At 68.7% G+C, this 13,661-nt stretch carries 7 protein-coding genes; 6 read left to right on the forward strand and 1 reads right to left on the reverse strand.

The window, feature by feature from the left end; all coding sequences use genetic code 11:
• Nucleotides 1–297 precede the first annotated feature (297 nt).
• Complete coding sequence (locus OV287_RS42810) at nucleotides 298–3,105, forward strand: PAS domain S-box protein (RefSeq protein WP_267539809.1); 2,808 nt, start codon at nucleotides 298–300, stop codon at nucleotides 3,103–3,105.
• A 45-nt stretch (nucleotides 3,106–3,150) separates the two neighbouring features.
• On the opposite strand, the gene OV287_RS42815 is transcribed toward OV287_RS42810, so the two are convergent.
• Nucleotides 3,151–4,734, reverse strand: a complete 1,584-nt coding sequence (locus OV287_RS42815; protein ID WP_267539810.1) for a glycosyltransferase family 39 protein — start codon at nucleotides 4,732–4,734, stop codon at nucleotides 3,151–3,153.
• 159 nt (nucleotides 4,735–4,893) lie between these two features.
• Here OV287_RS42815 and OV287_RS42820 point away from each other — a divergent pair, with 159 nt between their 5' ends.
• The 5 genes from OV287_RS42820 (at nucleotide 4,894) to OV287_RS42840 (ending at nucleotide 13,656) form a co-directional block, all read left to right on the forward strand.
• On the forward strand, nucleotides 4,894–5,787 hold the full coding sequence (locus tag OV287_RS42820) for a tetratricopeptide repeat protein (RefSeq protein WP_267539811.1): 894 nt from the start codon (nucleotides 4,894–4,896) through the stop codon (nucleotides 5,785–5,787).
• Nucleotides 5,788–5,964: 177 nt separating this feature from the next.
• The gene (locus OV287_RS42825) at nucleotides 5,965–9,624 is read left to right on the forward strand and encodes a PAS domain-containing protein (RefSeq protein WP_267539812.1); all 3,660 of its coding nucleotides are present in this window, start codon (nucleotides 5,965–5,967) and stop codon (nucleotides 9,622–9,624) included.
• Between the two features lie 61 nt (nucleotides 9,625–9,685).
• Entirely contained in the window at nucleotides 9,686–10,459 is a 774-nt protein-coding gene (locus tag OV287_RS42830; protein ID WP_267539813.1) for an ABC transporter ATP-binding protein, read from the forward strand.
• Nucleotides 10,459–11,256 (forward strand): ABC transporter permease, encoded by a 798-nt coding sequence (locus OV287_RS42835; protein ID WP_267539814.1) that lies wholly within the window; start codon nucleotides 10,459–10,461, stop codon nucleotides 11,254–11,256. The genes OV287_RS42830 and OV287_RS42835 overlap by 1 nt, the downstream gene beginning before the upstream one ends.
• Nucleotides 11,257–11,589: 333 nt before the next feature.
• Entirely contained in the window at nucleotides 11,590–13,656 is a 2,067-nt protein-coding gene (locus tag OV287_RS42840) for a PrkA family serine protein kinase (protein ID WP_267539815.1), read from the forward strand.
• The last annotated feature ends 5 nt before the right edge of the window (nucleotides 13,657–13,661 follow it).

Raw genomic sequence — 13,661 nt, forward strand, 5'->3', positions numbered from 1 at the left:
TCGCTCCCCCGGCAGGTGTGCGCTCAGACCGGCGGGGAATCGCGGGGCCGGCGGCTCTTCCCGGGTAGGGACGGCCGCCAGTGCGAACCGGGGTTCCCCTGCATATGTCCCGTGAATGACGACCCCTCACATCCATGAGCTTGCCTGGGAGGTTGGCCCGTTCCACGCATGACCGGGACACCGGAACTTCTCCATGAGCCCGCACCCGACCCTCACCGGCACCATCGAGGCCTCGCCCCGGAGAGAACGGGACAGGCTCATGGCCAGGCAGTTCGCCATCTCCGGGGAGGTGCCGCGGTGAACTTCGACCCGCACACGTCGGAGTCCTCGCCCATCACGTTGGCGGACCTCCTGGAGACCCGGCACGAGGACATCATCCATCGGTGGATGGAACACCTGCGCGAGGGGCTCGCTCCCGGTCCCCGCTCACAGGCCGAGCTGGAGGACCACATCGGCGAGTACCTGTGGGAGATGACGCGGGTGCTGCGCCAGCACACGACCTCCGGAGAGAGCTCGGTGCCAGAGTGGCTCCCCGTGGCGCGCGAGCACGGTGGTCAGCGGCTGCGCATCGGCTTCGACGTGCAGGCCCTGGTGCGTGAGTACCACGTGCTGCGCGAGTGCATCCTGGACCTGGTGAAGGAGGCGAGGGTGCGCGTCACCCTGGGAGAGGTGCGGGCCCTGAGCGCCTTCATCACCACCAGCATCGCCGAGGGCGTGGCGGAGTACCTGCGCCAGCGCGACGCCGTGCAGCGCCTGGGTGAGGAGCGGCTCCGGGCCCTGCTGGACCAGGCTCCCGCCGCCATCTTCGCCAAGGACGCCGAAGGCCGTTACCTCTACAGCAACCGCTACCAGCAGCAGCTCGTGGGCCGTCCGCTCGAGGAGATATTGGGCCGGGACGACTCCGCCCTCTTCCCCAAGGCGCTGGCCGACTCGCTGCGGGCCAATGACGCGTGGGTGTTCGCCGGCCACACCTGCACCTTCGAGGAGGAGGTCGAGCTCGCCTCGGGCCCGCGCACGTACCTGTCGGTGAAGTTCCCCCTGCACGGGGGCGAAGACCGTCCCTCCGCGCTCGGCGGCATCTCCACGGACATCACCGCGCGCAAGCAGTCCGAGCGGGCCCTGCGCGAGCGCGAGGAGCGCTTCCGCCAGCTGGTGGAGGGGGTGAAGGACTACGCCATCTTCATGCTGGACACCGAGGGGCGGATCATCAGCTGGAACGCGGGCGCCGAGCGCATCAAGGGGTACACGGCCCAGGAGGTGCTCGGCCAGCACCTCTCCCTCTTCTACACGCCCGAGGACGTGGCGGCTGGACTGCCTGGCGAGTGCATCCAAACCGCAGCCACCCAGGGCTACTGCCGGACGGAGGGGGTGCGCGTGCGCAAGGGCGGCCAGCGCTTCTGGGCGGAGGCCATCATCACCGCCCTGCGCGACGAGGCCGGCATGCTGCACGGCTTCTCCAAGGTCACCCGCGACATCTCCGAGCGCAAGAGGAACGAGCAGACCCTGCGCGAGACGACGCAGCGGCTGCAGGCCATCCTGGATACGGCGGTGGACGGCATCATCACCATCGACGAGCAGGGCCTCATCCAGAGCGTCAACCTCGCCACCACGCACCTCTTCGGCTACGCACCCGAGGAGCTCATCGGCCAGAACGTCAGCCTCCTCATGCCCGAGCCCTACCGCAGCGAGCATGACGGCTACATGAAGCACTACCTGCTCACGGGCGAGCGCAAGGTCATCGGTATCGGACGCGAGGCGGAGGGCCGGCGCAAGGACGGGAGCATCTTCCCCCTGGAGCTCACCGTCAGCGAGACGCTCCTGCCCCAGGGACGACTCTTCACGGGGCGAGTGCGCGACATCACCGCGCGCAAGCGCGCCGAGCAGACCCAGGCCTTCTTCCTCGAGGCGGGCACCCTGCTCTCTCAGTCGCTCGACGTCACCACCACCCTGAAGAAGCTCGCCTCGCTGGCCGTCAGGCACCTGTGCGACTACTGCACGGTGGATCTGCTGGGGGAGGACGGACAGCTGCACCGCTTGGAGGTGGCGTCCCGGAATCCCGCGATGGAGGAGCCGCTCTATCGGACGCGGCCCTACCCTCCCATGGTGGGAAGCAACAGCCCCATGGCCCGGGCCCTGGCGAACAACGAGGCCCTGGCCGTGCCAACGGTCACCGCCGCATGGCTGGATGCCGCGGCCCGAAACGCGGAGCACCGCGCCCTGCTGGAGGCGCTCGACCCCAAGTCCGTGGCCCTCGTTCCCCTGGTGGCCCGCGGCCGCAAGCTCGGGCTCATCAACCTCATCTGGACCCGGCCCCACGCCAACGAGCTCGCCGCGGACCTGGAAGTAGCCAAGGGGCTCGCGGACCGCGCCGCCATGGCCATCGACAACGCGCGCCTCTACCAGGAAGCCCAGGAGGCCATTCGGGTGCGCGAGGACGTGGTGGCCATCGTCAGCCATGACCTGCGCAATCCCCTCAACGCCATCGCCCTGTCGGCCACCTTGCTCGAGCGCGAAGCGGTGAGCGAGCGCGCCAGCAGAGCGGCCTACCGCATCACCGCGGCGGCGGAGCGGGCCAGCGGGATGATCCGCGATCTGCTCGACTTCACCCAGGCGCGTGCGGGGGGCGGCATTCCCATCCACCCCCAGCCCCTGGACTTCCATGAGCAGGTGCGACGCGCGGTGGAGGAAGTGCGGCTGGCCTGGCCCGGGCGCTACATCGACCTCCAGGCCAGCGGCGACGGCCAGGGCGAAGGGGACGAGGGCAGACTGGCCCAGGTCGTCACCAACCTGGTGGGCAACGCGCTCCAGCACAGTCCTCCGGGCACACCCGTGCGCGTGTCCACCCGAAGCATGGACTCCAGCTTCCTGCTCGAGGTGCACAACGAGGGTCCCGCCATCTCCGCCGAGCTGCTGCCCACGCTCTTCGAGCCCTATCACCGGGGGCCAGAGGCCGGCGCGGGCCGGGGCAGCCTGGGCCTGGGCCTCTACATCACCCAGCAGATCGTCCTCGGCCATGGAGGCACCCTCGACGTGCGCTCCACCCCGATGGACGGCACCACCTTCACGGTGCGGCTGCCCCGCCGTCCGCCCCCCAAGGGCAGCTGAGTTCTCCTATGAGGCGCAGCAGGCGCGCTCGCCCGGGAACGCGATTCAGCGGCGACGGTAGACGTGCAGCGGCGCGGAGAAGCCGTCCTGCTCCTCATACGCCACGCCGTCGAGCGTCAGCGTGCGGCCCTCCAGCTTCACGCCCGGGTCGCTCACCAGCGTGCCCTGGTCGAAGCGCACGAGGTACTCCGGCTGGGCCTCGCGCAGGTGCTTGCGGAAGGTCTCCCAGCGCACGCGGGCCAGCCGCTCATCCGGCAGGCCGGAGAAGAAGGCGAGCTGGAGATCCATATAGCTGGGGTCCTGATCCACCACGGCGGCGCCTCCCTTGGCGGCGACCTCCTCCTTCAGGAAGCGAGCCACCTGCATGAGCGGCACCGGGTTGGTGGAGGTAGGGCTCACCGGGCGGAGGCTGTCCTGCCAGCGACCATCGGCGCGGAAGGTGTAGAGGCCCAGGGCCAGGGGCACGGCCACGGCCAGCACCGCGGACACCCCGGCCACGGCCTTGCGCGCCCCGGCCCCGCGCCACGCCTCGAGGCCTGGCACGAGGAAGGGCAGCAGCACCGCCACCTCCGTCACCGTGAAGCGGCCCAGCGGCTGGAAGTTCAGCAGCACCGCGGCGCGGAAGGTGAAGTAGGCGGTGGGCACCAGCGCGGCGAGCACCAGCCAGCGCGTGTCCGGCCGCTCGCGCCACGAGCGCCACATGCCCACCATGCCCAGCAGCGCCACGCCCGGCGAGAGCGTCAGCAGCGCCACGCCCGGCCAGAAGCCCAGGCTCTCCAGCCGGTAGCGCAACTGCCCCACCCGGGCCACGCCCTCGCGCGTCCAGTCCGCGTGGAACTGCTCCACCGCGGTGATGGGAAAGAAAGGATCTCCATGCGCCATCTCGTTGCCCTGCATCCACAGCAGCGGGAAGGGCAGACACAGCAGGCCAAAGCCCACCGCGCGCGTGAGGGCGGCTACCCGGTCCTCGCCCCAGAAGAGCAGCGCGACGGACAGCAGCGGGATGAACATCCACGCGTCGTAGCGCACGGCACACGCCAGGTTGAGCACCACCCCGGCCCCGAAGAGCGGCCCCAGTCGGTTCTCGTCCAACCCCTCGGCGATGAGCGCGAACACCCACAGCATGAAGAAGAGCGAGAGCGCCTCGCTGGCCGCCGTCGTGGACATCTGCAGGTGCATGCCCCAGACGGAGAAGGCCAGGGAGGCCCACACCCCGGCGCGCCAGCCAAAGAGCCGCCGGGTGAGCGCGAAGAGCGGCACCACCGACAGCACTCCAAAGAGCAGGCTCACCAGCCGCCCCGCGAGCGCCTTGTCCTCCACCACCTTCAGCGCCGCCCCCACCACGTACAGGTGCAGCGGCCCGAACTGGTAGGCCCCATCCCCATAAGAGGTGATGACGTGCGGCTCACGCGCCCAACGCTCGGCCAGCTCCGTGCGCGCGACCGCGTCCCCGTAGTAGTTCTCGTTGAAGGGCATCAGCACCAGGCGCGGCAGCAGCGCCGCGCCGAGCAGCAACAGCAGCAGCAGCCGGGTGCTCGGCTCCGGGGCCATATCGGGCACCGCGGAGAGGACGGGAGTGGCGCCCGATGGGCGCGGGGGGGAGGCGGGAACGGACGAAGCAGACGACATGAGGGCGCGCAGAATACGCAGGCCCGGCCCAAAGCCAAGGGAGCATCCCCATCCGCGGGTCTTTTCCTACCCTCCCCCCTGGGTTGTAGGCCAGATAATCAGACGTGTAGCCTTCGCTCCCCGCCCTTCCCGGGCGGTCCAAAGGGGGATTCACCCGACATGATGTCTTCCCGTTCTCTGCGTCACGTCGTGCTGGCGTTTGCGGCCACCTTGGCGGTGGGCTGCGCGCCGACTCTGAAGGTCAATGTTCTGCAGCCGGCCCGCGTCAACCTGGGTGCCTCCAAGCGCCTGACGGTGGTGCAGACCGAAGGCCGCAAGGGCGCCCGCGACTTCATGATCGACGAGCTGACCCGCCAGGCCCGCGGGGCGGGCTACTTCCAGGTGACGGACCGCTCCGACGAGGGAATCGTCGTGAAGGTGGCCGGCCGCTCCGTGCAGATCCTCAACACCGGCAGCGGCCCCGCCCAGGGCCAGGATGAGATTGGCATCCGCATCGACGTCAACGACTGGGACGCCGAGAAGAAGACCGAGGTCATCAAGGGCACCGACAGCAAGGGAAACGCCACCGAGCGTGAGGAGAAGTTCTACGAGGCCAAGACGGTGGTGAGCGTCACGGCCTTCAACACCGCGGGCAAGGCGCTGCTGGCTGAGGAGGAGTACGAGATGGTTGGCCGTGGCGAGGACAAGGACGGCGCCATCGGCAACGCCGCCCGCGCGCTGGTGGCCCGCATCCTCTATGACATCACGCCCAAGTACGTGACGAAGGCCATCCGCATGGACGGTGACGACAAGGCCCAGAAGCCCATCATCGAGGTGGCGGAGAAGGGCAACGTGCCGCAGGCCATCACCGAGATGGAGTCCTACGTGCAGACCAACCCGCAGAACTCCGCGGCGCTCTACAACCTCGCGGTGCTGCTCGACGCCTCGGGCAAGTACCAGGAGGCCCTGGACCTGTACACCAAGGCCATCTCCCTGTCGGCCAAGGACTACTACGTGGACATGAAGGCCGAGTGCGCCAAGCGCCTGGCCGATCAGCAGGCCCTGGCGCAGTAAGCCACCGCTGAGCTGTCCCACGACCGGGCCGTCCCCAGGGCACTGTCCCCTGGTGGCGACCCGGTTGTCATTTGGGCACCCGTCATGTGTTACCGACCCGACGTGGACGCCTGTCCCGCCGTACATGGACCGCGGTCCAGGTGGGCGGTGGAGTAAGCCGTCCCGAAGGCAGCCTGAATGACTCAACCCCCCCCGAGCACGCCCACCCCAGGCCCCTCCGAGAAGGGAGGTGTCCCCGCCATCAGGCGCTCCCGCCGGCTACCGCTGCCGGTGCTGGCCGGGCTCTTCGCAGCCTCGCTCGCCGTGGTCCTCATCGCCGGCCTCTTCCTGCGCTCCACCCGACAGCTCGCGTGGAGCTCGGGCCGCGTGGCGCACACCCTGGACGTCATCAACGAAGCGGAGCAACTGCTGTCGCTGATGAAGGACGCGGAGACAGGCCAGCGGGGCTACCTGCTCACCCACGAGGAGCACTTCCTCGCCCCCTATGAGGGCGCCCAGCGCCACATCCGCCCTTCACTGGAGCGCCTGCGCACCCTCACCTCGGACGACGCCCGCCAGCAGCAGCGGCTGGAGCGGATGGAGGCACTCATCCAGCGCAAGCTCGTGCTGATCGAACGGACCGTCCAGCTCGAACGGCAGGGGCAATCCGCCGCCGCGCTCGAGGCCATCCGCTCCGGCGCGGGCGAGCGGCTCATGGACGAGTTGCGCGTGCTGGAGCGGGAGCTGCGCGAAGAGGCGCAAAAGCGCCTGGAGCGGCAGAACGCGCGGCTGGAGAGAACATCCAGGAGCGCCGACGTGCTCGTGCTCTCGGGCAGCGGCTTCCTGCTGGCCTTCATCGGCTTCACGGCCGTCTCCTTCCTGCGCGACTTCCGGACGCGGGAGCGAGAGGTGGCCGATCGAGAGGCGGTGCTGGCGCGCGAGCAGGCCGCCCAGGTACAGGCCGAGGCCGAGCGGCAGCGGGCCCGCTTCCAGGCCATCCTCACGCAGGTGCCCGCGGCGGTGGGCGTCTACCGGGCGCCGGATCAGCTGTGCGAGCTGGCCAACCCCGGCCTCCAGCGGCTCCATGGAGGCCGAACACTGATCGGTCGCACCGCACGGGAGGCTCATCCCGAATACGCGAATGCCGGCCTCTTCGAGGTCTTCGACAACGTCTTCCGCACCGGGCAGCCGTACACAGCCACCGCGCGCCGACTGATGCTGGACCGGAACAACGACGGCCAGCGCGTCGAGGGCTACTTCAACTTCACCTACCAGCCTCTGCTGGACACGGGGGGCCAGGTAGAGGCCGTGCTGCTCTTCGCGGTGGAGGTGACGGAGCAGGTGTATGCCCGTCAGGCGGCGGAGGAGGCCCTGGCCCACCGCCAGCGAGCGGAGGCCGCTCTGCGCGACAGCGAGGCCCATCTGCGCAGGACGTTGAAGGCGGCGGAGGTGGGGGCCTGGGAGTGGGAACTTCGCAGCCAGCGCGTGGTGTGGTCCCCCAACCTCGAGGCCATGTACGGCATGATGCCCGGCACCTTCGGCGGAACCCTCGACGCCTGCCTGGCGCTCGTCCACCCCGAGGAGCGCGAGCTCGTGGCGCGCACGCTGGAGCAGACGGCGCGAGAGCGGGGCGAGTACCAGCTGGAGTACCGCGTCCTGCGCGCCGATGGCCGTGTGCGCTGGCAGGAGAGCCGCGGACGGGTCCTGCTCGACGAGCACGGACAGCCGACGAAGCTGTCGGGCGTGGTGCTGGACATCACCACCCGCAAGCACGCCGAGCAGCAGCAGCGTGAGACCGAGGCCCACTTCCAGTTGCTCGCGGAGACGCTCCCCCAACTCATCTGGAGGGCGCGGACGGACGGGCACGTGGAGTACCTCAACCCGGGCTGGTACGAGTACACGGGGCAGACGCCAGAGCAGGCCCTGGCCGAGGGTTGGCTCCAGGCCCTCCACCCGGAGGACCAGGAGGACACGCTGGCTGCGTGGCGGCGCGCGGTCTCCACGGGTGAGCCCTACGCCGTCGAGTACCGCATGCGACGGGCCTCGGACGGCGCGTACCGCTGGTTCATCGCGCGGAGCCTGCCCCTGAGGGATGGCCTGGGACGCATCAAGCACTGGTTCGGCACCAGCACGGACATCGACGACCAGAAGCGCGGCGTGGAGTCCCTGCGCTATCTCTCCGAGGCAAGCGCGGCCCTGGCCACCTCACTGGACCAGGAGGCCACGCTCAAACAGGTGGCTCGCCTCGCCGTGCCGGTGCTGGCGGACTGGTGCATGGTGGACCTGGTGGGAGAGGACGGCCGCGTCGAGCGCGTCGATGTCACGCACGCGGACCCTTCCCTGACCGAGCTGGCGAATCGGCTGCGTCACTTCCCGCCCGTCCACAACCCCGAGCACCCGTCCGCTCGGGCGATGCGCTTGGACCAGACCGTCTACGTGGCGGAGGTGACGCGCGAGTTCGAGGAGCACTCGGCCCAGGGAACCGAGCACCTGCTGGCCATCCGGGAGACGAGGTGCCGCTCCATGTTGTCCGTGCCGCTGGTGGCGCGAGGGAGGACGCTCGGCGTGCTGACATTCCTCACCACGGAGGGCTCTGGCCGCCGCTACGAGCGCGGGGACGTACTGCTGGCCGAGGAGGTGGCGCGCCGGGTGGCGCTGGCGCTCGACAATGCGCGGCTCTTCTCCCTGGCCCAGGAGGAGCGCCAGCGCGCCGAGGAAGCCAACCGGCTCAAGGATGACTTCCTGGCCACCGTCAGCCACGAGCTGCGCACCCCGCTCACGGCGATGATCGGCTGGTTGAAGATGCTGCGTACCGGACGGCTCTCCCCCGACAAGCACGCCAAGGCGCTGGAGACGGTGGACCGCAACACCCAGGCACAGGCCCAGCTCATCGAGGACCTGCTGGACGTGAGCCGCATCATCTCCGGCAAGCTGCGGATGGAGACGCAGCCGGTGCACCTGGCGGACACCGTCCAGGCGGCGATGGAGTCGGTCCGTCCCGCGGCGGACGCCAAGGCCATCCGGCTGCTGGCCGAGCTGGAACCGGACGAGCACCTGGTGATGGGGGACGCGGGCCGGTTGCAGCAGGTGATGTGGAACCTGCTCTCCAACGCGGTGAAGTTCTCGCCCGGAGGGAGCCGCGTCTGGGTACGGCTGCGGCGCGTGGAGTCCTCGGTGGAGGTGACGGTGGCGGATGAGGGGCCGGGGGTTCCGGCGGACTTCCTGCCGCACATCTTCGAGCGCTTCCGCCAACTCGAAGGCGGCACCACGCGGCGGCATGGGGGACTGGGCCTGGGGCTCTCCATCGTCCGCCATCTCGTGGAGCTGCACGGAGGGACGGTGCAGGCCGCGAGCGAGGGGCCAGGCCGGGGGGCCAGCTTCACCATTCACCTGCCCCTCGCCCAGTCCCGGCTGGCCCCGCCAGAGCGTCCCGCCGCGCGCCCCACCCTGCCGCCCACGCATGCGGTGCTCGCCCAGCGGCGAATCCTCGTGGTGGACGACGAGGAGGACAACCGCGAGGTCCTGAAGGTGATGCTGGAGGAGTACGGGGCGCACGTCGTCACCGCGGCCTCCGCGGCCGAGGCTCTCCGGGCCGTGCGCGAGGGAAGGCCCGAGCTGCTCGTCTCGGACATCGGCATGCCGGGGGAGGACGGCTACCGGCTCATCGCCCAGGTGCGCGCTCTCTCGGTCGAGGAGGGAGGCGGAGTGCCGGCGGTGGCCCTCACGGCCTATGCGCGGGTGGAGGACCGAGCACGCGCCCTGACGGCGGGCTTCAACATGCACGTGGCCAAGCCCGTGGAGCCCACCGAGCTGCTGTCCATCCTCTCCAACCTGGTGACGCTCTCTTCGGGGAGCTAGCAGCCCGAGCGGCCAGACTCTCGCATTCACCCGGGCAGCGTTTTCGGGTTGAGATGGGCGGATGCCCCCGGAGCTGGAGATCGAGGTCATCGCCCTGGAGAAGACGTACCCGAGGCCCTGGTGGTCGTGGGCTCGCCTGCGTGGCCGGAAGGAGGCCCCTCGGACCGCGCTGCGCGGTGTCTCCTTCGAGGTGCGGGCGGGCGAGGTGGTAGCCCTCATCGGTCCCAATGGTGCGGGGAAGAGCACCCTGCTGCGCATCCTCTCGGGGTTGCTGCTGCCGGGGGCGGGCTCTGCGCGGGTGGCCTCGCGCGACGTGGTGCGCGAGCGCCCCGGTTGTCGCCGCGAGGTGGGCGCCGCGCTCGCCGATGACCGGGGCCTGTCGCCGCGCCTCACCCCGCGCCAGAACCTGCGCTTCTACGCCGCGCTCTACGGCGTGCCCCCGCGCGAGGTGGACGGCCGCATCGAAGAACTGTCGGGAGTCCTCGAGGCCCGGCGCCTGATGGACCGGGAAGTGCGCACGCTCTCCACTGGGGAGAAGGCCCGGGTGGTGATGATGCGCGCCCTGCTCCACCGGCCGCGGGTGCTGTTGCTGGACGAGGTGACGCGCTCGTTGGACCCGGGGGCCGCGCGCCGGCTTCGCACGCGCCTGCTGTCGGACGTGGCCGCACGGGGGACGGCCGTGCTCTTCGCCAGCCACGACCTGGCCGAGGTGGAGGCCGTGGCCCACCGGGTGCTGCTGCTGGATGGGGGCCGCATCGCCGCCTCGGGCACCTTCGCCGAGGTGCGGCCAGCCGCCGAGTCCGTCTTCGCCGCCGTGCCCCGGGAGGAAGCGTGATGCGCCTGCTGCTCGCCTTCCTGCGGCGCGACCTGCAGATCATGACGGCCTACCGGCTCAACGCGCTGCTGCTCCTCACCGGAGGCCTCTCCACCCTCACCCTCTTCTACTTCCTCGCCCGCACAGTGGGCGAGTCCCCGGTGGTGCGCGGCCACTACGGCGCGGACTATTTCTCCTTCGCGCTGGTGGGGCTGGCCACCGCGTCCCTGTTGCGTGCCCTTCAGACGGGCTTTGGCGGTGCGGTGCGCGCGGCGCAGAACGACGGCTCCCTGGAGCCGCTGCTGGGCGCGCCCCTGTCCACCGTCCATGTCGTCACCCTCATGGGAGCCTGGCCCGTGGCCAACGCCCTGCTGCGCGCGGTGGGATTGCTCGGCTTCGGCGCGCTCCTCTTTGGCGCCCGGCTGAACCTCCACCCCGTCTCCTTCATCCTCACCTTGTTCCTTAGCACCCTCACCTTCGGCGCGCTCGGCCTGCTGTCAGCCGCCTTCGTGCTCGTCTTCAAGCGGGGAGATCCCTTCACCTACGCCCTGGACGCACTCAGCTACCTCTTCGCCGGCGTCCTCTACCCGACAGACGTGCTGCCCCCGCTGCTGCGCACGATGGGCCGCCTGCTCCCCGCCACCCATGCCCTGCATGGCCTGCGCCAATCCGCCCTGCGCGGCGCGGGGCCGCAAGAGCTGCTGCCCACCTGGGTCACCCTGCTCGTCTTCTGCCTTGTCCTCTGGCCGCTGGCCACGTGGGCCCTGTCCGCCGCGCGCCGACATGTAGAGCAGGCGGGGACGCTGCCCCACAGTTGACCGTCCAATTTCCACCCTTCCTCTCGTACTGTCGTTCACTGATAGCGGAGAAATCGCATCCCCCCTCCCCGCGGAGACGTACACCCTTATAATGGAGTGTGCCTTTTCACCCCGTGGAGGCGGGGCCCGCCGCATCGGCGACGAGCCCTTCCGACACGAGCTGGCCACGCGGTCCCACCCCGCGGCGGGGTCCCGAAAGGGCAGGTCTGACGTTCGTGTCGTCTGGGACCCGTCGTGGGTGGGAATTGGAATGGCCCATTACCCCCCCAGGTTCACTTTTTGGCCCTCCAAAGGCGCGAAATTCCGCGCTTCCGGGTGGCCCGAGGGAGCGTCATGAAGGACGTAGAGAGCAAGGGTTCGTGGGTCGCGAAGATCGCCGCGTTGCAAGACGCGAAGACCTACGCGGAGCTCCACTGGGAGGGGTCCTTCGAGGATTACCTCGAGATCGTCCGCAAGAACCCCAAGGTCACCCGCACCGCCTTCCAGAGGATCTACGACATGATCCTCTCGCACGGGAAGACGGAGTACATCGACAACAAGAAGAAGCTCATCCGCTACCACTTCTTCAGTGACGAGAAGTTCGGTGGCCGCGACGCCATCTTCGGCCTGGACGTGCCGCTGATGAAGCTGGTCAACGTCTTCAAGTCCGCGGCCCAGGGCTACGGCACCGAGAAGCGCGTCATCCTGCTGCACGGCCCCGTCGGCTCCTCCAAGTCCACCATCGCCCGCCTCCTCAAGAAGGGGCTGGAGGAGTACTCCAAGACGCCCGAGGGCGCCTCGTACACCTTCTCCTGGCTCACCGACAAGAAGGGCACGGACGGCGTCACCGTGCGCGAGAAGATGAAGTGCCCGATGAACGAGGAGCCGCTCAACCTCATCCCTCGGGAGTGGCGCTCCAAGGTCCTCACCGAGCTGAGCCCTCCGGAGTCCGGCTACACCATCCCGGATGGCAGCGAGCTGTGCCCCGCCTGCCGCTTCGTCTTCAAGGACCTGATGACGCAGTACAAGGGCGACTTCGCCAAGGTCATGGAGCACATCCGGGTCAACCGCCTCGTCTTCAGCGAGAAGGACCGCGTGGGCATCGGCACCTTCCAGCCCAAGGACGAGAAGAACCAGGACTCCACCGAGCTCACCGGCGACATCAACTACCGGAAGATCGCCGAGTACGGCTCCGACTCCGACCCGCGCGCCTTCAACTTCGACGGCGAGTTCAACATCGCCAACCGCGGCCTCATCGAGTTCGTCGAGGTGCTCAAGCTCGACGTGGCCTTCCTCTACGATCTCCTCGGGGCTTCGCAGGAGCACAAGATCAAGCCCAAGAAGTTCCCCCAGACGGACATCGACGAGGTCATCATCGGGCACACCAACGAGCCCGAGTACAAGAAGCTCGAGAACAACGAGTTCATGGAGGCCTTGCGAGACCGTACGGTGAAGATTGACATCCCGTACATCACCAAGCTGACCGAGGAGGTGAAGATCTACGAGAAGGACTTCAACTCCCGGGCCATCAAGGGCAAGCACATCGCCCCGCACACGCTGGAGATGGCCGCCATGTGGGCCGTCCTCACGCGCCTGGAGGAGCCCAAGAAGCACAACCTCTCGCTGCTGCAGAAGCTCAAGCTCTACAACGGCAAGACGCTCCCCAACTTCACCGAGGACAACATCAAGGAGCTGCGCAAGGAGGCCATCCGTGAGGGCCTCGAGGGCATCAGCGCCCGCTACATCCAGGACAAGATTTCCAATGCCCTGGTGAGCGACAAGGGCGAGGGCTGCATCAACCCCTTCATGGTGCTCAACGAGCTGGAGGCCGGTCTCAAGGGCCACTCGCTCATCAACAGCGAGGACGCGCGCAAGCGCTTCAAGGAGATGCTCACCTCCGTGAAGCAGGAGTACGAGGACATCGTCAAGAACGAGGTCCAGCGCGCCATCAGCGCCGACGAGGACGCCATCGGCAAGCTGTGCGGCAACTACATCGACAACATCAAGGCCTACACCCAGAAGGAGAAGGTCAGGAACAAGTACACCGGCCTCTACGAGGAGCCGGATGAGCGCCTGATGCGGTCGATCGAAGAGAAGATCGACATCCCGGACAGCCGCAAGGACGACTTCCGCCGGGAGATCATGAACTACATCGGCGCCCTGGCCGTCGAGGGGAAGACCTTCAACTACCGGACCAACGAGCGGCTCCACAAGTCGCTGGAGCTCAAGCTGTTCGAGGACCAGAAGGACAGCATCAAGCTCAAGAACCTCGTGTCCAGCGTGGTGGACAAGGAGACCCAGGAGAAGATCGACCTGGTCAAGGACCGGCTGATGAAGAACTACGGGTACTGTGAGATCTGCTCCACGGACGTGCTGAACTTCGTGGCCAGCATCTTCGCGCGCGGTGACGCCAAGGAGTAGTCACC

This window comes from Archangium lansingense, from assembly GCF_026626635.1.
In the GTDB taxonomy this organism is placed as follows: domain Bacteria; phylum Myxococcota; class Myxococcia; order Myxococcales; family Myxococcaceae; genus Archangium; species Archangium lansingense.

Bases quoted from the DNA above. Each gene is read 5' to 3' on its own strand.
- OV287_RS42815 (WP_267539810.1), bottom strand. From the start codon at position 4,734: ATGTCGTCTGCTTCGTCCGTTCCCGCCTCCCCCCCGCGCCCATCGGGC.
- OV287_RS42820 (WP_267539811.1), top strand. From the start codon at position 4,894: ATGATGTCTTCCCGTTCTCTGCGTCACGTCGTGCTGGCGTTTGCGGCC.
- OV287_RS42825 (WP_267539812.1), top strand. From the start codon at position 5,965: ATGACTCAACCCCCCCCGAGCACGCCCACCCCAGGCCCCTCCGAGAAG.
- OV287_RS42830 (WP_267539813.1), top strand. From the start codon at position 9,686: ATGCCCCCGGAGCTGGAGATCGAGGTCATCGCCCTGGAGAAGACGTAC.
- OV287_RS42835 (WP_267539814.1), top strand. From the start codon at position 10,459: ATGCGCCTGCTGCTCGCCTTCCTGCGGCGCGACCTGCAGATCATGACG.
- OV287_RS42840 (WP_267539815.1), top strand. From the start codon at position 11,590: ATGAAGGACGTAGAGAGCAAGGGTTCGTGGGTCGCGAAGATCGCCGCG.